24 protein-coding genes are annotated in these 25885 nt (G+C 62.4%); 15 read left to right on the forward strand and 9 right to left on the reverse strand.

What is annotated here, in order from left to right:
- Nucleotides 1–7: 7 nt before the first annotated feature.
- Nucleotides 8–388, forward strand: coding sequence for a hypothetical protein (locus V5735_RS00860; RefSeq protein WP_423744631.1), 381 nt, complete (start codon nucleotides 8–10; stop codon nucleotides 386–388).
- Here the strand turns inward: V5735_RS00860 and V5735_RS00865 are convergent.
- Complete coding sequence (locus tag V5735_RS00865; protein ID WP_423744632.1) at nucleotides 385–780, reverse strand: DUF2267 domain-containing protein; 396 nt, start codon at nucleotides 778–780, stop codon at nucleotides 385–387. The two genes, V5735_RS00860 and V5735_RS00865, sit on opposite strands and share 4 nt — an antisense overlap.
- Nucleotides 781–910: 130 nt before the next feature.
- On the opposite strand from V5735_RS00865, the gene V5735_RS00870 reads away from it, so the two are divergent.
- The 3 genes from V5735_RS00870 to V5735_RS00880 all read left to right on the forward strand — a co-directional run bounded on the left by V5735_RS00870 (nucleotide 911) and on the right by V5735_RS00880 (nucleotide 5403).
- The gene (locus V5735_RS00870; RefSeq protein ID WP_423746046.1) at nucleotides 911–1642 is read left to right on the forward strand and encodes a GNAT family N-acetyltransferase; all 732 of its coding nucleotides are present in this window, start codon (nucleotides 911–913) and stop codon (nucleotides 1640–1642) included.
- A gap of 770 nt (nucleotides 1643–2412) precedes the next feature.
- Entirely contained in the window at nucleotides 2413–3387 is a 975-nt protein-coding gene (locus V5735_RS00875) for a deoxyhypusine synthase (protein WP_423744633.1), read from the forward strand.
- Between the two features lie 834 nt (nucleotides 3388–4221).
- Nucleotides 4222–5403: a redox-regulated ATPase YchF gene (locus tag V5735_RS00880; RefSeq protein ID WP_423744634.1), complete on the forward strand. Its 1182-nt coding sequence runs from the start codon at nucleotides 4222–4224 to the stop codon at nucleotides 5401–5403.
- Between the two features lie 49 nt (nucleotides 5404–5452).
- On the opposite strand, the gene V5735_RS00885 is transcribed toward V5735_RS00880, so the two are convergent.
- Nucleotides 5453–6721, reverse strand: a complete 1269-nt coding sequence (locus V5735_RS00885) for a hypothetical protein (protein ID WP_423744635.1) — start codon at nucleotides 6719–6721, stop codon at nucleotides 5453–5455.
- A 131-nt stretch (nucleotides 6722–6852) separates the two neighbouring features.
- Between V5735_RS00885 and V5735_RS00890 the strand changes: the two genes are divergently transcribed.
- Together V5735_RS00890 and V5735_RS00895 are read left to right on the forward strand one after the other, a co-directional pair.
- Complete coding sequence (locus V5735_RS00890; RefSeq protein WP_423744636.1) at nucleotides 6853–7521, forward strand: helix-turn-helix domain-containing protein; 669 nt, start codon at nucleotides 6853–6855, stop codon at nucleotides 7519–7521.
- 113 nt (nucleotides 7522–7634) lie between these two features.
- The gene (locus V5735_RS00895; protein ID WP_423744637.1) at nucleotides 7635–7988 is read left to right on the forward strand and encodes a dihydroneopterin aldolase family protein; all 354 of its coding nucleotides are present in this window, start codon (nucleotides 7635–7637) and stop codon (nucleotides 7986–7988) included.
- Nucleotides 7989–8077: 89 nt separating this feature from the next.
- Here the strand turns inward: V5735_RS00895 and V5735_RS00900 are convergent, their stop codons facing one another.
- From V5735_RS00900 to V5735_RS00915, 4 genes are all read right to left on the reverse strand, one after another.
- Complete coding sequence (locus V5735_RS00900; protein ID WP_423744638.1) at nucleotides 8078–9430, reverse strand: lysine N(6)-hydroxylase/L-ornithine N(5)-oxygenase family protein; 1353 nt, start codon at nucleotides 9428–9430, stop codon at nucleotides 8078–8080.
- Between the two features lie 133 nt (nucleotides 9431–9563).
- Nucleotides 9564–10736 carry an aspartate kinase gene (locus V5735_RS00905; RefSeq protein WP_423744639.1) on the reverse strand — a complete coding sequence of 391 codons (1173 nt, stop codon included), beginning with the start codon at nucleotides 10734–10736 and terminating at the stop codon, nucleotides 9564–9566.
- A gap of 150 nt (nucleotides 10737–10886) precedes the next feature.
- Nucleotides 10887–11483: an anthranilate synthase component II gene (locus tag V5735_RS00910; RefSeq protein ID WP_264780801.1), complete on the reverse strand. Its 597-nt coding sequence runs from the start codon at nucleotides 11481–11483 to the stop codon at nucleotides 10887–10889.
- Nucleotides 11480–12964 (reverse strand): anthranilate synthase component I family protein, encoded by a 1485-nt coding sequence (locus V5735_RS00915; RefSeq protein WP_423744640.1) that lies wholly within the window; start codon nucleotides 12962–12964, stop codon nucleotides 11480–11482. The genes V5735_RS00910 and V5735_RS00915 overlap by 4 nt, the downstream gene beginning before the upstream one ends.
- 324 nt (nucleotides 12965–13288) lie before the next feature.
- Between V5735_RS00915 and V5735_RS00920 the strand changes: the two genes are divergently transcribed.
- Together V5735_RS00920 and V5735_RS00925 are read left to right on the forward strand one after the other, a co-directional pair.
- Nucleotides 13289–14155, forward strand: a complete 867-nt coding sequence (locus V5735_RS00920) for an aminotransferase class IV (protein WP_423744641.1) — start codon at nucleotides 13289–13291, stop codon at nucleotides 14153–14155.
- 106 nt (nucleotides 14156–14261) lie between these two features.
- Nucleotides 14262–14696, forward strand: coding sequence for a VOC family protein (locus tag V5735_RS00925; protein WP_073096498.1), 435 nt, complete (start codon nucleotides 14262–14264; stop codon nucleotides 14694–14696).
- Between the two features lie 60 nt (nucleotides 14697–14756).
- Here V5735_RS00925 and V5735_RS00930 read toward each other — a convergent pair whose 3' ends face one another.
- Nucleotides 14757–15068 carry a Rieske (2Fe-2S) protein gene (locus tag V5735_RS00930; RefSeq protein WP_423744642.1) on the reverse strand — a complete coding sequence of 104 codons (312 nt, stop codon included), beginning with the start codon at nucleotides 15066–15068 and terminating at the stop codon, nucleotides 14757–14759.
- 327 nt (nucleotides 15069–15395) lie between these two features.
- Here V5735_RS00930 and V5735_RS00935 point away from each other — a divergent pair, with 327 nt between their 5' ends.
- Nucleotides 15396–16466, forward strand: a complete 1071-nt coding sequence (locus V5735_RS00935; RefSeq protein ID WP_423744643.1) for an amidohydrolase family protein — start codon at nucleotides 15396–15398, stop codon at nucleotides 16464–16466.
- Nucleotides 16467–16514: 48 nt separating this feature from the next.
- On the opposite strand, the gene V5735_RS00940 is transcribed toward V5735_RS00935, so the two are convergent.
- Entirely contained in the window at nucleotides 16515–17408 is an 894-nt protein-coding gene (locus V5735_RS00940) for a PhzF family phenazine biosynthesis protein (protein ID WP_423744644.1), read from the reverse strand.
- 57 nt (nucleotides 17409–17465) lie between these two features.
- A complete protein-coding gene (locus tag V5735_RS00945; protein ID WP_423744645.1) occupies nucleotides 17466–18380 on the reverse strand; it encodes a DUF4268 domain-containing protein in 915 nt (304 codons plus the stop codon).
- A 164-nt stretch (nucleotides 18381–18544) separates the two neighbouring features.
- On the opposite strand from V5735_RS00945, the gene V5735_RS00950 reads away from it, so the two are divergent.
- The 6 genes from V5735_RS00950 to thiI all read left to right on the forward strand — a co-directional run bounded on the left by V5735_RS00950 (nucleotide 18545) and on the right by thiI (nucleotide 25679).
- On the forward strand, nucleotides 18545–20005 hold the full coding sequence (locus V5735_RS00950; protein ID WP_423744646.1) for a pyridoxal phosphate-dependent decarboxylase family protein: 1461 nt from the start codon (nucleotides 18545–18547) through the stop codon (nucleotides 20003–20005).
- A gap of 73 nt (nucleotides 20006–20078) precedes the next feature.
- Nucleotides 20079–21578 carry a class I adenylate-forming enzyme family protein gene (locus V5735_RS00955; protein ID WP_423744647.1) on the forward strand — a complete coding sequence of 500 codons (1500 nt, stop codon included), beginning with the start codon at nucleotides 20079–20081 and terminating at the stop codon, nucleotides 21576–21578.
- Between the two features lie 94 nt (nucleotides 21579–21672).
- On the forward strand, nucleotides 21673–22605 hold the full coding sequence (locus V5735_RS00960) for a complex I NDUFA9 subunit family protein (protein WP_423744648.1): 933 nt from the start codon (nucleotides 21673–21675) through the stop codon (nucleotides 22603–22605).
- A 48-nt stretch (nucleotides 22606–22653) separates the two neighbouring features.
- Entirely contained in the window at nucleotides 22654–23193 is a 540-nt protein-coding gene (cyaB, locus tag V5735_RS00965) for a class IV adenylate cyclase (RefSeq protein ID WP_423744649.1), read from the forward strand.
- A 65-nt stretch (nucleotides 23194–23258) separates the two neighbouring features.
- Complete coding sequence (locus V5735_RS00970; protein WP_423744650.1) at nucleotides 23259–24458, forward strand: methionine adenosyltransferase; 1200 nt, start codon at nucleotides 23259–23261, stop codon at nucleotides 24456–24458.
- Between the two features lie 51 nt (nucleotides 24459–24509).
- The gene (thiI, locus tag V5735_RS00975; RefSeq protein ID WP_423744651.1) at nucleotides 24510–25679 is read left to right on the forward strand and encodes a tRNA uracil 4-sulfurtransferase ThiI; all 1170 of its coding nucleotides are present in this window, start codon (nucleotides 24510–24512) and stop codon (nucleotides 25677–25679) included.
- Nucleotides 25680–25885 lie beyond the last annotated feature (206 nt).

The following is a 25885-nucleotide window of genomic DNA, read 5'->3' on the forward strand; positions in this document are numbered from 1 at the left end:
CGAGCGAATGAGCGAGTACCGCGACCGAATCACGTCCCTCGCGGAACGGGCGCGGAACGAGCGCGAATCGTTCGTCGCGCCGGACACCCCCCCGGACGAGGAGCGGGCGGTATCGTACCTCCGGAAGGGCGTCGGTGACGTCGTGTCCGTGTACATCGACGGTCGGACCGGCGAGTTCGCGCGGTTCGACGCGGACGAGATGGAACGGATGGAGCAGGCGCTCAACGACTGGCTGGCGCTGTACGCACGCTGTTACGGCTACGAGATAGAGACGGAGTTCACGGTGCGCGAGGTCGCGGAACTCGTGATACAGACCCACGACCTCCACGACACGGTGCAGTTGCTGACGCGCGTTCCCGACCCGAAAGCGCGGCGCGCCCGACGTTAGTCGAACGCCTCTTCGTTTCCGACGAGTTCGAAGAGCGGGTCGTACTCCTCGGGTAGTTGCCCGCGAATCTGTTCGAATTCGCCTTCGGGAACGACCTCCTCGACGAGCGACATCACGCCCTGCGCGTGAAAGAGCGACTTCTGTCGGTCGATGGTCTCGCGCTCGGCGACGCGGTCGACGAACTCGTCGAAGTGGAACCGTTGGCCGGACTCCGCCTGCAGGAGATACCAGTCTATCTCCATCGGGAGCGGTCCCGCGAGGTCTTTGGCTTCGCCTTCCTGCAATCGCTCGCCGAGCGTCGTTAGCGTGGCCCGAATCGCTCGCACCGCCTGTCCCTGTTTGCCCAACTGGAGTCGATGCTGTACCTGTCCGATGAAATCGCTGTAATCCATGCTTCCCCCCAGCGTCACCACGACGGCATGCTACAAGAATCGAGCGGCGGTTCTCACGGCCGCCGGGACCTCCCAGTACGGCGTCAAATCCATCGTTAAAAATAAGTATAGATGGATGGTAACAGTCCTCATGGAGTTCTCCGAGAAACTGGAGTTCGGCCACGAGGACCGCCGACGAATTTACGAGTACGTCGAACGCCACGGACGGGCGAACGCGAACGAGGTGCAGGACTCGCTCCGCATCGACCCGAGCGGGTTCCGCCATCACGTCGCCATCCTTCGTCGGGATGGCTACCTCTCGGAGGACGAGGACATGCTCTCCGTCGCGCTGGAAACCGGCGCGGAAGAGGAGTTCGACGTGGACGACGTGGAGTTTATCATCCGCCCCGCGCGGCAGGAGGACCTCTCGGGCATCATCGGCGCGATTCGACAGGTCGCCCAGGAGGGGTCGTACATCGTCGCGGAAACGGTCGCCGACGAAATCGACCATCAGGAGGCCTTACTCCGGCACAACGACCTCGAATCGCGGATGTTCTTCGTCGCGACCGTCAACGACGAAGTGGTCGGGTGGGTCCACCTCAACGCGCCCGAACTCGACAAACTCAGCCACACCGCCGAGTTGACCGTCGGCGTGCTGGACGAGTATCAGGGCCACGGCATCGGCAGCCACCTCCTCGAACGCGGACTGGAGTGGGCGGCCTCGAACGGCTACGAAAAAGTGTACCAGAGCGCGCCGTCGACCAACCAGAACGCCATCGACTTCCTCGAAGCACACGGTTGGGAAACCGAGGCCGTGCGGAAGAACCACTACAAGATAGACGGCGAGTACGTGGACGAAGTGATGATGGCCGTAAAACTGTAGCAGAGTTTGATCGGCAGCGATGGATTCCGTTTTGTGGCTCTGTTGAAATTCTCATCGAGTTACGAGTTAGAGCGGTAGTTTGCGTACCGTTCAGAGCAGAGCGCACGTCTAACAGTGTTATTGATCGTCGGTACCAAAATACCATTTCCAGAAATCGATTCCTGTCCAAGCGGTGTACACGATTGAGAGCGGAACGAGCAAATAAAACGGGTCGATACTGAACCCAATCAAGTGGAGAGAGTAGTTCCCGGGCGGTGCGTACAGGAGTGTAGCAACGAACACAGCGATACCGACACCAACATTGCTTAGATGCCAGAAGAATTCGTCTGCACGCACGATTTTCCTACTGAGTCCATCCATATGATTGATTACGTTCACTTGCAATTATGAGTTCTGCCGATGAGGTGTCTGGTCGAGTATCGGTAAACTCGTACACCACCTCTCCGATGTTTCACTTCCAATCGCGTCTAATCAGTAGTATTTCGGCAGAGCCGTTTTTGTTTTTCTGAATGTCATGAGTAACGACAGCGTAAACAACGACCAAGCGGTAATGAAACCGCACCGAACCTCACCCTCCCCACCCTCCTCGGTCGCTTGCTCGCGGTTTATCCGCGAGCATGAGAGCCACGCGGTGGCTCTCACCGCGTCCTCGTCCCTCGCGCGTTTCTCGCGCGCCGGAGAGTCACCGTTCCGGGTACCGTTGTGATTCTCCGCCGACACGCCGCCGTCAAATCTGAAGACTCATTTTCGCGCGGTGATGAAAACGAACCATGAGCGACGAAAGCCACGAACACGTCGTCCCCGGAAGCGAGGAGGAACTCGATTCCGAGGACGTTGCGGGCTACGATTTCAGGGGCGATTTCGACTTCTTCGACATGCTGTCGTCGTACGAGACGACCGGGTTTCAGGCGACCCACCTCTCCGAGGCAATCGAACTGATTCGCGCGATGCGCGAGGAGGGCGCGGAGATATACCTCACCTTCACCTCGAACATCGTTTCTTCGGGGCTTCGGGAGACGCTCGCCTACCTCGCCCGCGAGGACCTCGTTGACGTGATGATAACCACCTCGGGGTCGATAACGGAGGACGTCATCAAGACCGAAAAGCCGTTCAAGATGGGCGAGTGGGACGTGGACGAGGCCGAGATGCGCGAGCAGGGCATCAACCGCCTCGGCAACATCTTCGTCCCTTCCGACCGCTACGTCTGGTTGGAGTCCTACCTCAACGACTTCTTCGAGGACTTCTTCGCCGAGGAGAAAATCCGCACGCCGATGGAGTTCTCCCGCGAACTCGGCGAGACGTTGGACGACGAGGATTCCATCCTCTCGAACGCGGCGGACAACGACATCCCAATCTTCTGTCCCGCCCTGACCGACGCGGAGGTCGGCAACTTCCTCTACTACTACCGACAGGGTTACGACTCGGACATCGGCATCGAAATCGTGGACGACTACGACACCCTCATCGAGCAGGGACTGCTCGCGGACAAGACGGGTCTCATCGTCCTCGGCGGCGGCGTCCCCAAGCACCACGCCATCATGACCAACCTCTTCCGCGGCGGTGCGGATTACGCGGTGTACGTTTCGACCGGCATGGAAGGCGACGGGTCGCTGTCCGGTGCCCCGCCGCACGAGGCCGTCTCGTGGGGAAAAATCAAACAGGAGGCGAAAAACTACGTGCAGGTCGAGGCCGAAGCGACCCTCGTGGTTCCCATGCTGGTCGCGGGCGGATTTAAAGTCGAGTAATCACCTTCTCAAACGCTTCTTTGGCCGCGTCCTCCCACGACACCGCCGAGATTTCGAGCGCTTCGGTGACGTTCACCGCTGTCACGGCACGCGCCCGACGCCGTGGTCGAGATAGCCAATTGCGGCCAGATAGAAATGGACAGACATGGGTCGTAGACGGTTGATTCGTTGCACGTGGAGATTCGCTTGAGAAGGGATACGAGACGCTTCGTGAACAACTACTGGCGGCATACGACCGCACCTCGTCCTCCCCAGCCTCCTCGGTCGCTTGCTCGCGGCTAAACCGCGAAGCATGCGAATCACGGAGTGATTCGCACCGCATCCCTCGTCCCTCGCGCGAACTGTGGCGGGGCGACCAACCGGTAGCTCGCGGTTACACCGCTCGCTGGCCGCGTCGCCCCGCCAGCGCGCGCCACGGCTGAAAGTCGGTCCGAGCGGAATCGACCAAACGTCCTCGGCGCGTGCGTTAGCAGTCTCGAGGCCAGCGAGGTTTCACAGAAACCTCGGAAGCGAGCGGCAACGCCGTGAGTCGTCGGGCTGAGGGTCTGTTTGGTAATCACGCGAGGTCTTCGTGAACGTAGTTCTCGTAAACGAAGTTCTGAAAATCGAAGATTTTCTGGATGCGCAAACGCGAAGCGTTTGCAAGCTGCTCGTCAGAGCAAGCTCTGACGGTGGGTGAGCGAAACGAATCGGGGGGGGGGAGGATGTGGTACGGTGCGGTGGCGGCTTTCGAAGCGGTCTGCTTCTCGGTAACAGAAATCACAGAATCACCGAATACGTATCGTCGCCGCAAAAATCGAAACACAATTCCGACCCTCTGTGGTACCACCAAACATGATTTCTATCGCGCTGGCGGGCAAACCGAACGCCGGGAAGTCCACCTTCTACAAGGCTGCCACGATGGCCGACGTAGACGTGGCGAACTACCCGTTCACGACCATCGACGCGAATCGCGGCGTGAGCTACGTCCGCACCGACTGCCCCTGTCTCGAACGCGACGAGCGCTGTGGCAACGACGACTGCCACGACGGCAAGCGCTACGTCCCCATCGAACTGCTGGACGTGGCCGGACTCGTTCCGGGGGCACACGAAGGGCGCGGATTGGGCAACCAGTTCCTCGACGCCCTGACCAACGCCGACGCTATCGTCAACGTCGTGGACGCCTCCGGGGGGACGAACGAGGAGGGTGAACCCGTCGAGGTCGGGAGTTACGACCCGGTGGCGGAAGTCGATTTCATCGAGGAGGAGATGGACCAGTGGTTGACCGGCATCATCGACCGCAACTGGGAGGGCGTGGTGCGCCAATCGCGCTCGCCCGGGTTCGACATCGACGAGGCGCTGGCGGACATGCTGACGGGGTTCGGTGCGACGGAACACGACGTGACGGCGAGCCTCCGCGGCTTGGAGTATCCCGACGACCCGCAGAAGTGGACGGACGAACACCGCGAGGAACTGGCCCGCGACATCCGCGCCCGGACCAAGCCCATCATCCTCGTGGCGAACAAGGCCGATGTCGCGCCTGAGGAGAACATCGAGCGACTCCGCGAGACGGGGAAGATGGTCATCCCCGCGACGGCGGAGGGCGAACTCGCGCTCCGACAGGGCGTCGAGGCGGGCGTCGTGGATTACGACCCCGGGGACGACGACTTCGAGGTGGTCGGCGACCTGAGCGACCAACAGCGGGCCGGACTCGAACGAATCCGCGACGTCATGCGAGAGTGGGACGGCACGGGCGTCCAGGGAAGCCTCGACGCCGCCGCCTACGACCTGCTCGACCGCATCACGGCCTACCCCGTCCAGAACGAATCGAAGTGGACGGACGGACAGGGGAACGTCCTCCCGGACGCCTTCCTTCTCCAGCGCGGTTCGACGCCCCGCGACCTCGCCTACGCGGTCCACAGCGACATCGGCGACGGCTACCTCCACGCGGTGAACGCCAAAACGAAGCGCGACATCAGCGACGACTACGAACTCGAAGAAGGCGACGTGATTAAAATCGTCAGCACGGCGACGTAGTGCGACGCGAATCGCCGCGAAGGGGAGTTAGAACGGGTCGCGGACGGGTTCAGTCGGCGGCGGACTCGCCCGTCGAGCGAGGACGCTCGGACGCGTTTCCGCCGCGCCCGGAATCGGCGACCAGCGCCGTCCACAGTTCTCGGAGGAAGACGCCCCACGCGAGCGCGACGAGCGAGAACCCGCCGAGCGTGAGCGCGTCGGCGACGCCCGAAAACGGCGGCAGCGCCGTCAGCCAGATGGCAACCATCCCGACGTTCAGGGTGCCGAGTTCGACCCACGACGGAGAAATCGCCCGTTCGGCCGCCGCTTCGAGGTCGAAGGACCACGGTCGACCGTCGGCCGAGGCGGCGGCGACCGGAAGGAACGCCATCGCCAACTGGAGCATCCATCCGAACACCAATCCGTTGATGGCGGCGGTTTCGATGGGGGCACCCGGGACGACGGTCGGAAACAACAGCACCAGCGGCGCGAACGGGACCGGGACGACGAGCCAGAGGTACGCCCCGAGCACGTGGCCGATGCGAGCGTCCGGGCGGCAACCGCTCGCCCGTCTCGTGCCGACGACGTTCACGAGGAGCGCGACGGTCCCGACGACGTACACCGACAAGCCGCCGAACGTCAGGGCGTGGAACGCCAGCCACGGACCGGAGACGAGACCGATTGCGCCGAGCGTCAGCCCCCAGTACGTGACGGGGACGAGCGTCGGATAGCGGAGGGTCGTCCCGTCCAGCGCGGGGACGAGGTGTAACAGGGTCCCGGCGGCGACGAGAGCGAGAAAGCCCCACACGTTCGCGTGGACGTGCGCCTCGATGGAGCCGAAGTAGCCGCCCGGGCCGTGGACGTCGAGCAACATCCCGAACGCCATGGTGACGCCGACGACGAGGAACCACGGAGCCGTCCGGTAGAACCGGCCCAGCCGACCGCGCGGACGGGACGAAAGGCGGAATACCGTGACCGTGAGTGAGACCAGCGCGAGCAGCACGAAACTCCCGCCGACGACCGCAGTCGTCGTCGAACCGGCCGCCATTCCGACGAGGAGGGTCGGAAATCCGACGTTCAACAGCAGCCACTGCCGCCAGCGCGAGGCGTTCGTCGGGCGCGATTCAGTAGCCCCGACCGACGCGAGCAGCGACGGAAGGAGTCCGAACAGCGCCTGTGTCATCGCGCCGATGGTGACGAAGTGAATCAGCAACCAGCGGAGTCGAGGAAGCGTTTCGATGAGTCCCATCCCCGTCGTCAGCCGTCCGAGCAACGCCAGAAGGCCGACGGAGAGATAGAGACTCGCCATCGTGAGGAACGGATCGATTCGTTTTTGCATAGTTCTCCGTGCCGCCGCTACGCCGCCCGCTCCGGTATGGCTTGGCGCGAACCGGTCAGCGTCTCACGAACATGTTCGCACCATCGGTTTCCTTCCCGGCGACCCTCGTGTCCACCACCGACCGATTTCGTATGCCACACACCAAACTCATCGTGACGATACCGGAAGAGACGTGGATTCACGGCGTCTCGACCGCACACCCGGACGTCGAATTCACGGTCGTCGCCACGCTTGCGGGGGAGACGACGGGTATCGCCCTCCTCGAATGCACCGCTTCTAACGGGTCCGAGGTACTCGTCGATATCGAGCGGCGGGAGGACGTAACCGACCTCGACCTGCTCTGGACGCACGACGACGAACTGTTGTTGCAGGTCGAAACGGAAGCCCCCGTGCTTCTGACGCCGGTGTGGCGGACGGGTGTGCTTCCGCAAACACCGTTCGTGGTTCGGGACGGCGAGGTTACGTGGGAACTGACGACGACTTCCGGTCGGTTGTCCCGCCTCGGCGACCGTCTCGCTGACGCCGAGATTCGGTTCGACATCGAGTACGTCCGCACCTTCGGCACCGACTTCGCGAGCCATCTCCTCACCGACCGACAGCGACAACTTGTCCTCGCCGCCTTCGAACGCGGCTATTACGCGACGCCGCGAACGGCGACGCTCACCGAGGTCGCCGAATCGGTCGGCATCTCGAAAGCGACTGCGAGCGACACCCTCCACCGCGCGGAGGGACGCATCATCGACTGGTTCATCGGCGAACACGTCACGAACGACGGCGAGGGCAATCGGCCTCTCGACTAGTCCCACCCGACCGTTCGCCGATTTCACGGCGTTTCGCTCGATGCCGCGGCCGCACCGCATTTATTTTCCGTCCGAACCGAAGCTGTTTATTCTCCGCGAGGCGAGTGTCGAACGTGACCCCTTCAGAGCGCGAGCGAGCCTGTTTCGAGGCGGGTGTGGAAGTCGGAGCGTTGTATCACCAGTTCGTCGGGACGCCGGTCGGTCCGGAAACCACCGCGTCGCTCGAACGAGCCATCGAGGACGCCGGTGAGAACCGACCGAATTGCGGGTCGATAACGGTCGATATCCGTGACGACGAGTTGCTGGACGCCATCGAACACGACAACGGGTACACCGCGCTGGACGGCTCCCTGCTGGCGGTCGAGATGACGGTCCGTCGCGGCGAGACGACCGTCGATGCGACTATCGGGACGACGGACGACGATTCGCTGCTGCGCATCGTCGATATCGAATCCGCTCGCCGGTAAAAAACGCGCGTGCCGGTTCGGTCGGCGTCGCGCCGATGACGGTCGAACCACCGGATAATCGGTCGAACCACCGGACAGTCGAGCCGGTATCAGTCGGTCGAAAACGCCACTTTCTCTATCAGTTCGCTGTTCGGCGACTCCTCGACGAACTGCTCCACTCCGAAGCTCTGGAAGCGCGAGCCGTTCTCGACCGAGTATACTTCTTCCCCGACGATGCTGTTGATGATGACCGCGTTTCGATGCGAACAGAGGGACAGGTCGGCGACGTTGAACCCGTGGGCATCCATCCCATCGTTCTGGACGAACAATCGGCCCGCCAGCCCGTTCGTCTCGACTTCGAAATCGCGGTCGATGGAGAACCGCCCGCTCGCGTCCACCAACGCGTCCTCGACGGGTTCGAGGAAGGAAGGCACCGGACGATGGTAGCCGGTCGCTAGAACCACGACTTCGCTGTCGTGTCGGAACAGGCGGTCTTCCTCCCACTGGTGGCATCGAAGCCGATACCGACCCTTGGATTGCGACTCGATGCTCTGTACCGCCGTCTTCGATAGCATGCCGACATCGACGTCGTTCCGTATCGAACGGCGGTAGAGCGTATCGAAGATTGCGGCGCTGGTCCCCGGGGAAATTCCCTTGTACAACAGGTCCTGTTGGGCAACTCGCCCGTCGCTCACCTCTCGCGGGAGGTCGTAGAAGTAGTCCATGTAGTCGGGCGTTCGAAGTTCGCGGGTGAGCTTCGACGGGTCCACCGGATAGAACCCGTCCGAACGCGTCAGCCAATCGAGGCGGTAGCCGTGTTCCTCCTGTGCGCGCAACAGGTTAAGGAAAATCTCGGCCGAACTCTGGCCGGACCCGACGACGGTGATGGAGTCGGCTTCGAGACAGGCCGCCCGCCGCGAGAGGAATTGCGAGGAGTGGAACACGCCTTCGCCGAGTTCCCCGGAGAGTTCGTCGGGAACGTACGGGCGGGAACCGACGCCGAGGACGATGTTGTCGGCGCGGTACTCGTGTCGTTCTCCCGTCTCCGGGTTTCTCGCTCGAACGACGAACGCGCCGTCGTCATCTTCGGAAACGGTAGTGACTTCCCGGTCGAAACGACAGTTTTCGAGCCGCTCCGACACCCAGCGACAGTACTCGTTGTACTCCTTTCGGGGGATGTTGAACTGCTCGTAGTTAAAGAACTCCCAATACCGGTCCTTCGTCTTCAGATAGTTCAAAAAGCTGTATTGGCTCGTCGGGTCAACCGGACTGACCAGATCGCCGGTAAAGGAGTTCTGCAGGTCCGTTCCCGGGATGAGCATGTCCCGGTGCCAATCGAACTCCGAATCCCGCTCCAAGAAACGCGTTTTCAGACGTCGACCGGCGTCGTCGATGAGGGCAGCGAGACTGAGGTTGAGCGGCCCGATTCCAACCCCGATAACGTCGAAACTATCGGCAGCCATTGGCTAATATAAATAATTAACAGAATATAAAATCAATGGTTTTTAAAGAGATATAATTGGTGGGAAAAATGATCGCGGCCGTCGGCGCTCGTCCTCTCTGCGCGAACGTCGTTCATCCACGCGTTCTCGCGCTTTAGAGCAGGTCCTCGACGTGGTGACGGTCGTCCCAGTCCAGATACACCGTCATCGAAGTCGTCCCGATTTCGGCGTCGAATATCTCGATGGACGAATCCAACAGCGATGTCGCAACCCGCCGAACGGTGTCGAACGCAGCTCCGCGTTCGCCATCGACGACGTGAACGGCCGCGACGGTCTCCCTCGTCGAAACGCTCGAAAGGCCGTCGTGTTCCGTCACGAGACGGTGGACGGACTCGACCGCATCGTGCAGGTCGTCACGACGAACGTAGCACGTGACCGAATCCATATCCGCGAACGCGTTTTTGACCGCGATTCCGGCCGTCGAGAGCGTTTCGACGAGCGGTCCGTCGACGCGTGACCTCGACCGCGAAACGGTCCTGGATACGGTGATTCCGGCGAACGGCACGTCGCGGACGTTCAACACGGTCTCGAATTCGCCGTAGATGTCGGTTCCGTCGGCGAGTACGTCGTCGTGTTCGTAATGGACGACGCTGAGCTCGGTCGTCTCGGTCTTGTATTCGAGGGCGGCCGGTGCGACGACCTCCGCACTGCAGGTGGCCAAATCTCGGAGCTCTCCGACCGAGATTTCGTCGATCCGTTTCGTCCCGTCAACGGCCTTCGGATCGCCGGTGCGTATCCCGCGAACGTCGGTGACGAGGACGACTTTGTCCGCGTTCATGACGTTGCCGAGCAACGTCGCGGTCGTATCGCTTCCGCCCCTGTTCAGCGTCCGAACGTTCCCCTCGTCGTCCTCCGCGAGAAACCCCGTCACGACCGGGACGCACCCGCCCACCCGTTCGGGGAGCCGTTCTACGCCTCGTTTCGTTCGTTCGATGTCGATGCCGTCCCCGTCGTCCGGACGGACGAATATCGGCCAGTCGTCGTCCCCCGGTTCGACGAACGTGGCGTCCACGCCCGCCGCTGTGAGGTGCGATTTGAGCATCCGAACGCTCGTTCGCTCCCCCATGCTGACGACCTCGGCGCGGTCGAGATTCGACGAGTCGGGGGGCAAGCCGTTCAGGAGTTCGTCTGTCGTGTTTCCCATCGCGCTCGCGACGACGACGACCTCGTGTCCCGCTTCGACCAATCCGGCGACCGTCTTCGTAGCTCGGTCGATGCGACGCCGATTAGCGAGGCTCGTCCCGCCGAATTTCACCACTAACTTCATTGTTCGTCGTTCATGAATTCGTCTTCTCGGAACTCGGTTGGCGTTGTCCTATCGATTTTCGGCCGTTCGTGGACGCGACGGATGGCCGTCCGCTTCCGCCGGACTTCCGCCGGTCGCCTTCGAACGGTTCTCGCGGAAACCGCTCTCGTCCTACACGTCGGCGAAGGAATCCGTCCGACACTTTCGACAGAACGTTCGTATCAGCCGCTTCCCCGGCGGGGTCAGAACGCTCTCGGGATGGTACTGGATTCCGATGTGGGGTTTCGACTCGTGGCGGACGCTCATCACGACGCGCTCGTCTTCGTCTCCCTTGGTGTTCCCCGTCACCCGGAGCGAATCCGGGAGCGTCCCGCTCTGGACCGCGAGGGAGTGATATCGACCGACGCGGAAGGGGCTCGGCACGCCCTCGTAGATTCCCTTTCCGTCGTGGTTGATCTCCGACGATTTGCCGTGCACGACTTCCGGGGCGTGTCCGACCGTCGCCCCCTCCGCCGCACACAGCGCCTGATGGCCCAGACAGACGCCGAGTGCCGGTATCCGCGTCTCCTCGAAAATCGGGATGGAGACGCCCGCCTCTTGCGGCGTTCCGGGACCCGGGGACACGACGATTCCGTCGGGGTCGAGTTCGCGGATTTCGTCGATGGTTATCGCGTCGTTCCTGCGGACGACGATCTCTTCGGCGAACTCGCCGATGTACTGCACGAGGTTGTACGCGAACGAGTCGTAGTTGTCTATCACCAGAATCATCGGGCGTCACCCACTTCGAGTTCGAGGTCCGCGTCGTCGTCGAGCGCGTCGCTGACGGCGTTGATGAGCGCGCGGCCCTTGTCGAGCGTCTCGTAGAACTCCGCGACCGGCTCCGAATCGTGAACGATACCCGCCCCGACGCGGAGGTAGTACCGCCCCGACGTCCGAACGAGCGTCCGAATCGTCATGTTCAGCGTCGCTCGCTCGTCGAACCCGAGCACGCCGATAGCGCCGGTGTACGGCCCGCGGCGGGTGAACTCCACTTCGTCGATGATCTCCATCGTTCGCGGCTTCGGTGCGCCCGTGATGGTCCCACCGGGGAAGACGGCGGCGATGGAGTCGGGAATCGATTGGTCGTCTCGCCGGACGCCCTCGACCACCGAAACCGTGTGCATCACTTCCGAATAGCGGTCGATGCGCCTGAAATCCGTCACCTCCACGCTCCCGTACTCGGCGACTTTCCCGAGGTCGTTCCGTTCGAGGTCGACGAGCATGGTGTGTTCCGCGTGTTCCTTCTCGTTCGCTAGCAGGTCCGATTCGAGTTCCTCGTCCTCCTCCGCCGTCTCTCCGCGCGGTCGCGTTCCCGCGATGGGTTCCGTGACGAGACGACGGTCCTCACAATCCAAGAGCAACTCCGGACTCGTGCTGACCAGATCGACACCCGGGAATTCCAAAATCCCCGAGTACGGTGCGGGGTTCACTTCCCTGAGCGCGCTGAAGACGTTCGTCGGATGGACCGCGGCGGGTGCGGAGAGCCGCTGGGAGATGTTCGCTTGGAAGGTGTCCCCGTCTCGGATGTACCGTTTTACGGTTCGAATTCGGTCGCTGTACTCTTCCTGCCCGACCTCGTTTTGGAACGTTATCGGTCCATCGACGGGCGGGCGCTCGACCGACGGGTCGCCGTCCCGAATCCGCTCCACGTGCGCTTCGAGGCGGCTCCGGGCGTCTGCGTACACCGACGCGAAATCGTCGTCGGGGGCGACCCGCGGACAGCACGTGATTCGAAGTTCCGTCCCGTCGCCGTCACGCGGCTCTTTCCACGCCGAAACTAAATCGTACACGCCGAACTGGAGACGCGGGAGCGTCCTGTCGTCGTCCGTGGTGTCCGGGAGGTCCTCCAACTCCCGCGCGATGTCGTACGACAGCCATCCGAACGCGCCGCACGGATACGGGACGTCGCAGTCGCCGCGGACCAATCGCTCGCCGTTCAACAACTCCTCCAGTCGCTCGAAGCTGTCCGGTTCGTCGTCGGACTTCGTGAGCCAGTAGGCCGGTTCGATACCGAAATATCCCCATCCGTCCTGACCGCCGGTCGTCTCCAGATAGGCACCCTCCGAATCGAACCGCGCCTTTCGGTACGCGGTGTAGGGGTCGGCGACGGTTATTCGCACTTCGACCGGGATTCGAGCGTCTCCCTCCAAGCCGCTCGCGACCGATTCGAACTCGTCCTTCCGGGTGATTACGGATATTTCATCGACCATTTAGTACTTGCACCAATGAACGCTGTGTCGTCCATTAACTATCTTTCTGAGATTGTAAACCATAATTGTTTTAATATTTTGTTTTAATACCCAAGTATATTCTGTGAATTAATATGTGTATTAATCTCTCTGGAGAATGGATTATAGATTTCCCAAATTTATTCGGTGGATAAATATAGTGAAAAAACATAAGGGGAACCGGTAAGTTTCTTCGGCTGTGAGAGGGAATCGTCAACACACCGCTTTCGGACGGAACGCACCCATCGTTTCGGGACCGGTCGATCACGTTGCGGAACGACGTTCCGTACCATCGAAAATCTATCCATGAACGAATTGCAGTACTGCGTCGACGGGGAACTCGTTCCGGCATCCGAGGCAACCGTGTCCGTCACGGACAGGGGGTTCAAGTACGGGGACGCCGCCTTCGAGACGCTTCGGTCGTACGACGGCGTTCCGTTCGAGTGGGACCGACACTACGACCGCCTCCAGCGGACCTGTGACCTCCTGAACTTCGACCACGGATACGAACGGGGAGAGTTGCTGAACCACGTTCGGAGGACGTTGCGAGCCAACGGATTTTCGGAGGCGTACATCCGGCTCACCGTCACGCGAGGGGAGCACTCGGGGAAACTCGCCCCGCCGACCGACCCGTCCCCGACGCTCGTGATTCTGGTTTCGGAACTCCCACGGAGCGGGGTCGAAGGGACGTCCGTCTGGGACACGCCAGCGGAAGTCGAAATCGTCGATACCGTTCGAATCCCGGATTCGGCGGTCCCGGCGGCCGCCAAGACGCACAACTATCTCAACGGAATCATGGCTCGAAGCGGGTCGGAGGCGGACGAGACGCTCATGCTCGACGTGGACGGAAACCTCACCGAAGGGGCGACCAGCAACCTCTTTTTCTGTGACGACGGGGTACTCAAGACGCCCTCCCTCGACGGACCGGTGCTTCCGGGAATCACCCGAGACGTCGTGCTCGAACTGGCGAACGAACGCGACATCGCGGTGGAGAGAGACACGTATCGCCCGGACGACCTCTACCGTGCGGACGACGCGTTCGTGACGAACACCACGTGGGAAGTGCGGCCGGTCACCCGCGTCGGGGACCGTCGGTTCGACACCAGCGAGTTGACCCGCACGATTCGGGACGCGTTCGACGCTTGCGTGGAGTCGGCGTACGACGCTTCGTAAGCGACGCCGACGCGAACGCCGCCGTCTCATCGTCGCAGAATTATTCTACAGATTCAAAACAGAAAATAATAAAATAATTTAAACAGCAATAGTAGATATTTCAATCATGGTTGTAGGACCAGCGCACCATTACGGCGTAAACGTGTCCGACCTCGACCGGTCGATCGAATTTTACCGCGACGTACTGGGACTCGAGCTGCTTCGTGAGAAAAAGGAACTGAGCGAGCATCACGAGGACCTCCTCGGCGTCGAGGGGGCGAGCGGCGAGTTCGCCGTCATGGAAGGAAACGGAATCAAATTCGAAATGAAGTGCCTCGACGCCCCCGCGAACAAAAACATCAACGCGATGCGAGGGCCGCACGACGTCGGCGACGACCACTTCTGCTGGCAAGTCGACGATATCGACGCGAAGTACGAGGAGTTCCGCGAGAAGGGAGTCGAGTTCCTCGGCGAACCCGAATCGGTCGGCACCGTCCAATCGAGGGTCGCCTACTTCTACGACCCCGACGGCAACGTCATGGAACTCGTGGAACCCGAATAGGACGAACGGCCGAAGACGACCGACAGCTCGTTTCCGTTTCGAACCCCGGACCGAGCCGCACTACTCCTTCGAGAGGAACACCGTCCCGTCTTCGACGAATGCGGCGTAAGTTTCGACGCACAGGTCGCCCAAGTGTGAGTGTTCGCCCGTCGTGAGGTCGAACTCGAACCCGTGCCACGGGCAGAACACGGACGTCTCCTCGACCTTTCCGTCGCTCAGCGGTCCGCCTTGGTGCGGACACTTGTTCTCGACGGCGTAAAACTCGTCGTCCGACCGGAAAACAGCGATTTCGCGCCCGTCGAATTCGACCATCGTCCCCTCCCCCTCGGGAAATTCGGCGCGTCCTCCGACTTCGACTGCTGGCTCGACCATACGAATCCCTCCCGGAACTAGCACAAAAAAATTACGGATGGGAGAAAATACAGTTAAGAGAGTAAAGCAGCGATGGAAACGCTCGGTCGAATCCCTCGACGCCGTTCCGCCGAACCGTCCGCCTTCGACCCGCGAGCGCACGAACGGGAATCCCACCGCGTCTGTTCGCGGCAGTACCTCCGGACGAAACCCCCCGGCGCGACCCCGCACGCTTCGAACGGAGTATCGACCCGATTTTATTTCTTTTCTATATAAAATAACTTAATACTCTATTCAGTATTTATTTATCAAAAGAACTATTGGTTTTGTTCCCAAGGTGTAGATATCATGGCCGGTTACGACGTAGACGACGTTACCGTGTACGACATGGAGGTGCATTCGCTGACGAGGTACAACCACCTCTTCGAGTATTTGGACGAAGACCTCAGGGAGCGGGAGGAGTCGGGGTACATGGCTCATCCCGAGATGGGGCCGATGCCGTGGGACGGGTGGGACCGTTCCGCCGGGGGACGAATCAAGTGGTCGCCGCATCCGATAACGCATCCCGACGACTACGATGAAAAGCGCGAGGAGTTCGGAATCGACGTCACCGTCTTCTCGCCGGGACAGTTCAAACTGACGCAGATTCCGAACGTCCCGAAGCGCATCCAGTATCTGTGGGCTATCAACGAGCACATCACCCGACTGTACGCCGACCCGCAGGAGGACAACTACGCGAAACTCCTGATAATCCCGGAACACCCCGAGGAGAGCGCCAAGGTGATAGAGGAGTACGGGGGCGACCCGGGCATCGTCGGGCTGTTCATCGTCGATGTTGGACCGAAACACCCCCTCGGCCACAAGCGGTTCGAACCGATATACGAAGCGGCGGAGAAGCACGATTTGGCGATCTACCTCCACAGCGGGAGCGGGTTGTACCCGGCGTTCCCGATGCCGGGGCTGAACATGGAGACATTCATGGGGTACCACACGCTCGCTCATCCGATGGCGAAGATGTGGCACGCGACGAGCATCATCTCGCGGGGCATCCCGGAACGGTACGACGTCGATTGGTGTTTCTTGGAGGCGGGTATCTCGTGGATTCAGTTCCTCCGGACGCGCATGGACCGGGAGTATCTGGAGCGGCCCTCGGACGCGCCGGAACTCACGAAACTCCCGAGCGAGTACCTGAGCGACTTCTACTACGGCGTTCAGCCGCTCGAAGAACAGCCGAGAAAGCCCGACGACCTCCAGTACATCATCGACATGAACGGGTTGGAGGACCAACTCATCCTGACCACGGACTATCCCCACATGGACTTCGACGCGCCGTCCTCGGTGCTCGAACACGACGGTCTCACCGACGTGCAGAAACGGAAGATAATCCACGACAATCCCGAGTCGCTCCTCGGATTCTGAGCGACATCGGGTTCACCGCGGAGCATCGACGAGTCGGGGGACGGAGCGCTACAGCAATCGACCGTCGGCGACGTTCGAAACCCGTCCGCCGACCCGGGCGACGATACCGTCGTTCGTCCGCTCGGCGCGGAGATGCAGCGTCGATGGGCGGTCCATCTCGTACCCTTGCTCGGCTGTGAATCGAACCCCGGCGCGTGACGCCCGTTCACGCGATAGGTACCCCGCGAGGCTCGTGTTCGCCGACCCGGTCGCCGGGTCCTCCGGAATGCCTTGGGACTCCACGAACACGCGAACGTGCAGGTCGTTTTCGGGGTCGCACGTCTCCGTGGCGAACACCAACACCGCGTTGACACCGAGTCCCTCGACCACGTGTTCGTAGTACGGTTCCCGGTTCGTGGCCGCACGACGTACGGCGTCGAGGCTCCGGAGCGGGAGCAGTAACTGCGGTAGCCCGGTGGAAACGACCTGACAGGGGAGGAACGGCGCGATATCGTCGTGGCCGACGCCAACCACGTCGGCGGCGATTCCCGGGTCGAGGGTGTCGCGGAACGATACCTTCCGCGGTTCGAGCCAGAAGACCGTTCCGTCGCCGTCGCGCTCGGTCGTCACGGTGACGGGACCGTCCGGCAGGGAGAGCGTGACCGCATCCGGGTCGCCGTCGGCGATAACGTCTCGAATCACCGCCGCCGTCCCGAGCGTCGCGTGACCGGCGAACGGCACTTCGGCTTCGGGTGTGAACATGCGAACGCCGTATCCGTCACCGGTCGGCGAGTCGTCGGTCACGAACGCCGTTTCGGAGTAGTCGATCTCCCGCGCGATGCGTTGCATCTCGTCGGGTGACAGCCGGTCGGCGTGCCGGACGACCGCGAGTTGATTTCCGGTGTAGCGCCCCCGCGAAAACACGTCGACGATGTGGAACGGCGTCGGGAGCTCGTCGGACATGCTATCGTCGGCTCCGTTCCGAATCGAATTCGCCCGGTGAAGCGACCATGAAAAATCCTACAATCCCCGGATGCGCTCGTGAAACACGTCGTAGAACCGCTCGCCCGCGTCCAGCATCCACGTTTGATACTCGGACCACGACCCCTCCACGAACAGGTCGCCGTCGCGCCGGAGGGTTATCCGCGCGCGGTTGCCCTCGCCCTTCGCCTCGTCCGGCGACAGCCAGATGAGGTCCTCCCCGATGTCGCGTTCGATGGCATCACGGTCGTCCGCGAGCGCCTGAAACCCGTCCGGGTCGTCACGAACCACGAGTTGAGTCAACAGGACGGACGTGTAGCTGTTGATGGCGAACTGAAGCTTGTATCCGATTTCACCCATCGAATTGTTGTACCAGTTGTTCGGCTGTGGCTCGCACGACTCCAAACGGGTCGTTCGCCCTTCGATTCGGTCGCGGAGTTCGGCCCAGTAGCGGAGTTGGAGTAGTTGCTTTTCCGTGAGGCTCCGTTCCGACCGGGTGGACCACCCCGACGGTTCAACGAGCACGTCGGGCCGACCCGCCGAACCTCGGTCGGCGTCGTCGCCTTCGGACGCGTCGAACGACACGGCGAACAGGTCGGCGTGCGTCGCTTCGTTCAGCCACCGAAGTAGCGCCACGTGGTCGTCGTCGAACGCCGTTCCGACCAACACGAGGAAGTCCGGGTCGAGCTTCGACGCGGACGCCAGCGTCCGGTCCCATCGCTGCTCGCCACCGACCGCCTCGATGGCGACGGTTCGATTGGCCGTTGTCGTTGCGATGGCGTCGAAGGACAGCGCGTCGTCCACCGTGGCCGAAACGGTGTCGAAATCGAATCCGAGTTCGCGGTCGAACCCGGCCGTCCCGTCGGAGCGTACCGCTTCGGCGAGGCGGGACGAAGTTTCGGTGCTGTCGTGAGGGGTGGCACCATCGGGACCTGTTGTGCCGGTGTCAGTCATATATTTTCGCTACCGACGCTACACGTATATTTTTAATTGTTTTAATATTACTTTGAGAAGAGTGCATTTATAGCAGTATACTCCCAGTCGCTCCGGAGGGTGCGCCTCGAGGGGATCGAATCCGTACGCAAATATTTTTAATTTTCGGATGAGTGTAGGATATAATGGCTGATTTTACTCTCCCGTCGGACGGCGACGACCGTTCGTCCGGGGACCGACCGCTCGAACTCACCCGTGCGGAGAAAGAGGAGATGGTTCGAGAGACGGAAGTCCGCGTGCTGGACCATCTCGACCGGTTGCCTGACGGACCCGCGTCCAACGTCGACGGTGCACACGAGAAGGCGAACGAACTGCGCGAACCGCTCCCCGAGGCGTCGACGCCGTACGACGAACTCCTCGATACGCTGTTCGAGGACGCCATCTCCCACTCCATCACCAACTCCCACCCGGGATACATGGCGTACACCGCGGGAGGCGGCCTCTTTCACGCGGCGCTCGCCGACTTCATCGCCGACGCGACCAACCGATACGTCGGGACGTGGTTCGCCGCCCCGGCGCTCGTCGCCATCGAAACGAACGTCGTCGAATGGTTCTGCGAAATGATGGGCTACCCCGACGGCTCCTTCGGCCTGCTCACGTCCGGCGGGTCGATGGCGAACCTGATAGCCACGATAACCGCCAGACGAGAACGCCTCTCGGAGGATTTCCTCGACGGCGTGATATACACCAGCGACCAGTCGCACCACTCGGTGACGAAGGCCGCGGTTCTCGCCGGTTTCCCGTCGGAGAACATCCGTTCGATTCCGACGGGCGACGAGTTCCGAATCGACATGGACGCCCTCGAATCGGCGGTCGAGGGGGACCGAGCCGCCGGAAAGGAGCCGTTCCTCGTCGTCGGAAACGCGGGGACGACGAACACGGGCGCGGTGGACGACCTCGATGCGCTCGCCGACCTTTGCGACCGGGAATCCCTCTGGCTCCACGCCGATGGAGCCTACGGCGGATTCTTCGCCCTGACCGAGACGGGGAAAACGCAACTCGCCGGACTGGACCGCTGTGACTCCATCACCGTCGACCCGCACAAAGGTCTCTTCCTCCCGTACGGGACCGGCGCGCTCCTGATGCGGGACGGTGGGGCGTTGGCCCGCGCACACGCCGTGGAGGCGGACTACATCCCCGACTGGGACCCCGACTCCGGGACGGTGGACTTCAGCCAACTGGGACCGGAGCTATCGAGGGACTTCCGCGGTCTTCGCGTCTGGCTGCCGTTGAAGTTGCACGGCGTCGACCCCTTCCGCGCCGCGCTCGCGGAAAAAATGGAACTCGCGGAACGGGCCACCGACTGTCTCCGCGACCTCGAACCCGTCGAGATAGTCGCGGAACCCCAACTGTCCACGCTCGCGTTCCGGGTCGAACCGTCGGGCGTCGAGGGCGACGCGCTCGACGAACTCAACGAACGGGTGTTGGAGAAGGTCAACGCCCGCGGCCGCGTTCACCTCTCGGGAACGACGCTCGACGGCCGTTTTTCCGTCCGCATCTGCGTGCTCTCGTTCCGAGTCCATCGGGAGAACGTCGCCGACTGTCTGGAGGACATCGAGGCGGCCGTTTCGGAAGTCACGAAGTGAACCGCGTGCGGGCTCACGACGGATACATGAACGTCGTAGAGATTTTATATTATAGATTATATAAATTAAAACGATGTGGAACGTTAGTGAGCTGTTTCGAAACACGGTGAAGCGGACGCCCGACCGAACCGCCGTCGTCGACCCGATAACCGACCGACGGTTCACCTACGCCGACGTGGACGAGCGGGTCGAACGGCTCGCCGCCGGGTTTCGAGCGTTCGACATCGAGAAGGGGGAGAGAATCGGACTCGCCCTCCCGAACATGCCGGAACACGTCTTTTTGTTCCTCGCGGTGCAGCGAGTCGGTGCCGTCGCCGTCCCCTTCAACTTCCACAGCAGCGACGAGACGTTGCGATACTTCGTTTCGGACGCCGACCTGTCGATGTTGGTGTTCGGTGGGCCAATCGCGGAGCAGGTGCTCGACCTCCGGGACGAACTGGACTGCGAGACGTTCGTCACGACCGCCGACGTCTCCGCTCCCGACGTGAACGGCTACGAACGATTGGTCCGTGACGTTGACGAGCGGGTTTCGGTATCGATACTGCCGGACGACGGCAGCGTCATCCAGTACAGTTCCGGGACGACCGGAGACCCGAAGGGAATCGAGATTACGCACCGAGGCGGCGTCGAGAGGGTCTTTCTGAACGTCCACAGTCAGCGGATGTACGACGGGGAGACCGTCCTCGGCAGGATTCACCTCTTTCACACACTCGGCGTTCACGGGATGTTGCTGTCCACGGTGCTGACGGGCGGCACGTACATTCCGGTACCCGAATTCGACCGCGAGCAGTATCGGCGGATAATCGCGGAGGAGAACGTCACCGTCCTCCACGAAGCGCCCGTGATGTACGAGCGGTTGCTCGGTTCGGAGGGCGGGGACGACACCGACGGGGGCCGCGACGTGTTCGATTCCGTGGAAATAATCAGCTTCTCCGGCGCGCCGATGAGCGAGGACCTGCTCGACGCAACCAAGCGCATCATCGACCCCGACTACATCTACAACACGTACGGGATGACGGAGATATTCCCGCCGTACACGAAGGTGAACCTCCGACACCGGGACGACCCGCGGACGTTCGGGTACGCGGGGGTGGACGGGATGCGAATCGTCGAAATCGACGAACACGACCCGGCGGCGACGGTCGAGGCGGGACGCGAGGGCGAACTCGTCGTCCACCGCGATTGTCCCGGCGCGTTCGAGGGGTATCTGCGCGACTACGAGAACGCCGAAGACGCGTTCGAAGGCGACTGGTACTTCACCGGCGACGCCTGCATCGAGACCGAGGACGGCTGTTTCGCCATGACCGGCAGGCTACGCGACCTGATAAAATACGTCGGGGAGAACATCTACCCGGAGAACGTCGAGACGGTGCTCGCGGACCATCCCGCCGTCGAGGAAACCGCCGTCGTCGGTATCGACGACGACGAGTGGGGGGAGGTACCGAAGGCGTTCGTCGTCGCGGACGGCGACCTCACGGCGGCCGACCTCGACGACCACTGCGTCCGAAGCGACGCGCTCGAAGAGTACAAGCGACCCCGCGAGTACGAGTTCGTCGGCGAACTCCCGGAGTGACGACCGGGTATCACGACCCCCGCGTTCGCGAACGACGACCCGTGGCGAACACGTCAGGGAGTGTCGTCAAGGCCCTGACCGGCGAAGGAGAAGTATGCGAGTACTCATCGTCGGCGGCAGCGGGTTCGTCGGAACGGCGCTCACGGAGGAACTGTACGGGCGGGGACACGACGTGACGGTGCTTTCGCGCTCGCCGGGGGAGTCCGACCTCCCGTCCGGGGTCGAGACGGTCGCGGGCGACGTAACCGACTACGAAAGCATCGACGGTGCGTTTTTGGGGCGGGACGCCGTGGTCAACCTCGTCGCGCTCTCGCCGCTGTTCAAGCCGCCGAGCGGCGCGAGCCACGAGTCGGTTCACCTCGGCGGGACGGAAAACGTCGTTCGGGCGGCCGAAGAGCACGGCGTCCCGAAACTCGTCCAGATGAGCGCGTTGGGTGCCGACCCGGACGGAACGACCGCCTACATCCGGGCGAAGGGCGAAGCCGAGGAAGTCGTCCGCGACTCGTCGTTGGAGTGGGTCATCGTCCGCCCGTCGGTCGTCTTCGGCGACGGCGGCGAGTTCGTCTCGTTCACGAAGGTGCTCACCACGCCGTACGTGACGGGACTGCCGGGCGGCGGGAAGACGCGGTTCCAGCCGATTTGGGTGGGCGACCTCGCGCCGATACTGGCCGACTGCGTGGAGGACGACGACCATCTCGGACGCGCCTACGACCTCGGCGGACCCGAGGTGCTCACCCTCGCCGACGTGGCGAAACTCGCCTATCGCGCCGACGGGAAGTCGGTCGCCGTCCTGCCGATTCCGATGCCGCTCGCCGGAATCGGGCTGACGGTCGCGGACGCGATTCCGTTCGTTCCCATGGGTTCGGACCAGTATCGGTCGCTGAAGTTCGACAACACGGTGTCGGAAAACGACGTTCGGACGTTCGACCGCGAGGCGGGCGACTTGCGAACTCTCGCCGACTATCTCGGCGTCGCGGGTGGAGCGAACGGAGCGGAACGGGATACTGCGGCGACGCGAGCGGCGTGATTTCGCCGACACGGTGTGCTTTTGACTCCCGCCCCCTTCGTCCCGAGCATGTACGAAGTCGAAGTGAAGGTCCGGGCCGACCACGAGACGGTCCGGGAACGCCTTCGCGAACTCGACGCCCGCTCGCTCGGCACGGTGACCCAGGAGGATTTCTACTACGACGCTCCCCACCGTGACTTCGCGGAGACCGACGAAGCGCTCCGCATCCGCCGGGAAGCGGACGACGACGACGCGGTGGAGGTCGTGACCTACAAGGGGCCGTTGGTCGAGCAGGAATCGAAGACGCGCAAAGAACACGAGACCGTTGTCGGCAACGGGGAAACCGTGGACCAACTGCTCTCCGCGCTCGGGTTCGAGTCGGCGGCCACCGTCCACAAGGAACGCGAACGCTACGAACTGGATAGCTACGTCGTCAGCCTCGACACGGTGACGGGTCTCGGCGAGTTCGTCGAGGTCGAAACCGAGACGAACGAATCGGGGGTCGAACCCGCCCGCGTGGGCGCTTACGAGGTCCTTCACGAACTCGGTCTCGACCCCGACGACCAGATACGAACGTCGTACCTCGGACTGCTACTCGAAGATGAGTAATGGTAATATCCGCGGTCGAAAGCGTTTCCGCAAGTTATAGAATCCGTGACTGCGAATCCGATATAATGACCGAGCGGAACATTCAGGTGGAACCTATCGACCGACGGGCGGTCGAAGATCAGGACATCGAAATCGTCGAACGAAAGGGAATCGGCCACCCCGACTCCATCTGTGACGGTATCGCGGAAGCAGTCTCTAGCGCGCTCTCGCAGACGTATCTCGACCGCGTGGGCAAAGTCCTCCACTACAACACCGACGAGACGCAACTCGTCGCCGGGAGTTCGAACCCGCGATTCGGCGGCGGCGAACTGATCGAACCCATCTACATCCTCATCGTCGGCCGCGCGACCAAGGAGTACGACGGAACGAAAATCCCGACCGACACCGTGGCGCTCGACGCCGCGCGCGACTACCTCCACGAGAACATCCCCGAACTCGACGTCGGCCGTGACGTCATCATCGACGTGAAACTCGGCGAGGGAAGCGGCGACCTCCAGGACGTCTTCTCCGAGGAGGGCGCGACGGTCCCGATGGCGAACGACACGAGTTTCGGCGTCGGCCACGCCCCCCTTTCCGAGACCGAGCAAATCGTGCTGAACGCCGAACGACGGCTCAACGGCGAGTTCGCGGCGGACAACCCCGCGCTCGGCCCCGACGTGAAAATAATGGGCAAGCGCGAGCGCGACACCATCGACGTGACCGTCGCCGCCGCGATGGTGGACAAATACGTCGAAAACCGCGAGGAGTACGACGCGATGGTCGAGGCGGTCCGCGATTACACCCATCAGGTCGCGAGCGAGTACACCGACCGCGAGGTGAACGTCTACGTCAACACCGCCGACGACGAGGAGAGCATCTACCTCACGACGACCGGTACCAGCGCCGAGATGGGCGACGACGGGTCCGTCGGCCGCGGTAACCGCGCGAACGGTCTCATCACGCCGAACCGCTCGATGAGCATGGAAGCCACGAGCGGCAAGAACCCCGTCAACCACATCGGGAAGATTTACAACCTGCTGAGCACGGAAATCGCCGAAACCGTCGTCGCCGAAGTGGACGGCATCCGCGACATGCGGGTTCGCCTCCTCTCGCAAATCGGCCGCCCCATCGACGAACCGCACGTGGCGGACGCCCACGTCGTCACCGAGGAAGGCGTCGAACTGAGCGACATCGAACCCGAAATCGTGGACATCGTGAACGAGGAACTGGCGGACGTATCGAGCATCACGAAGCGCGCCATCGACGGCGACGTGACGACCTTCTAACGCCGACGCGCCTTCGACAGTCGTTTATCTCGCCGCTTGTTATGCCCGGCTATGCATCCGTCGGGAGCCGATACCGTCCTCGTCCGGCACGGCGACGTGGGCGTGAAAAGCGGGAAAGTGCAGACCGAGATGGAGCGACGGCTCCGCGACAACATCGCCGCGATACTCGCGGACCGCGGTATCGACGCCGAGGTCGAACGACGCTGGTCGCGCCTCCTCGTCCACGCGACCGAGGAGACCGTCGAGGAAGCGACGACCGCGGCGGCCGACACCTTCGGCGTCCAATCCGCGAGCGCCGCCGCCGTCGTCTCGCCGGAACAGGCGGTCATCGAAGAGACGTTGGCCGATGCCGCCCGCGGGCACTACCACGAGGGGACCTTCGCCGTCCGCGCCCGTCGCTCCTCGAAGGACCACCCGTTCACCAGCGCGGAGTTGGAACGCGAGGGCGGCACCGCCGTCTGGAACGCCGTCGAGAACCCCGAGGTCGACCTGGACGACCCCGACATCACCTTCTCCGTCGAGGTGCGCGACGACGAGGCCTTCGTCTTCCTCGAAAAGCGCGACGGGCCGGGCGGACTCCCGCTCGGAACCCAGACGAAACTCGTCTCGCTCGTCAGCGGCGGCATCGACTCTCCCGTCGCCACGTGGGAGGTCATGAAGCGCGGCAGTCCCGTGGTTCCCGTCTACCTCGATCTGGGTGATTACGGCGGCATCGACCACCGCGCCCGCGCCGTCGAAACGGTTCGAAAGCTCGCCAAATACGCCCCTGAACAGGACATGCGCGTTCGAAAGGTCCCGACGGGCGAGGCGATGGCCCTCCTCGCCGAGGAGGTCGGTCCCGCTCGAATGCTCGTCTTCCGCCGGTTCATGTACCGCGTCGCCGAGCACATCGCCCGCGAGGAGTCCGCCCACGGCATCGTCACCGGCGAAGCCATCGGGCAGAAGTCCAGCCAGACCGCCCGGAATCTCGGCGTGGTCGGCACGGCCACGACCATGCCCATCCACCGACCCCTCCTCACGATGGACAAAAGCGACATCGTGGCCCGCGCCCGCCGCATCGACACCTACACCGACTCAACGATTCCCGCTGGCTGTAACCGCCTCGCGCCCGACTACCCCGAGACCAACGCCACCCACGAAATCGCCCAGAACGCCGAACCCGACGGCCTGTTCGAACTGGCCAAAGCGGCCGCCGAAAACGTCGAACTCATCGACCTCTGACCGACGAACGCGAGGAAGATGGACAGGTCGATATCGGTTCTCCCCGTGGTAGTTCGGTCGAGACGGACGTACCGAAGTTCTCGAACGCCTCCGCCCGCTACGACGTGAGACTGGTTTTGTAGTGATTGTACTCGCGACGAGAAAGTCCCTGAAAGCCCCCGCCCGCTCGCGGTCGAATCCCATCCTACTCCCTCTCTTCCCCCGCT

Origin of the sequence: Haladaptatus sp. SPP-AMP-3, from assembly GCF_049568665.1 — an archaeon.
Classification (GTDB): domain Archaea; phylum Halobacteriota; class Halobacteria; order Halobacteriales; family Haladaptataceae; genus Haladaptatus; species Haladaptatus paucihalophilus.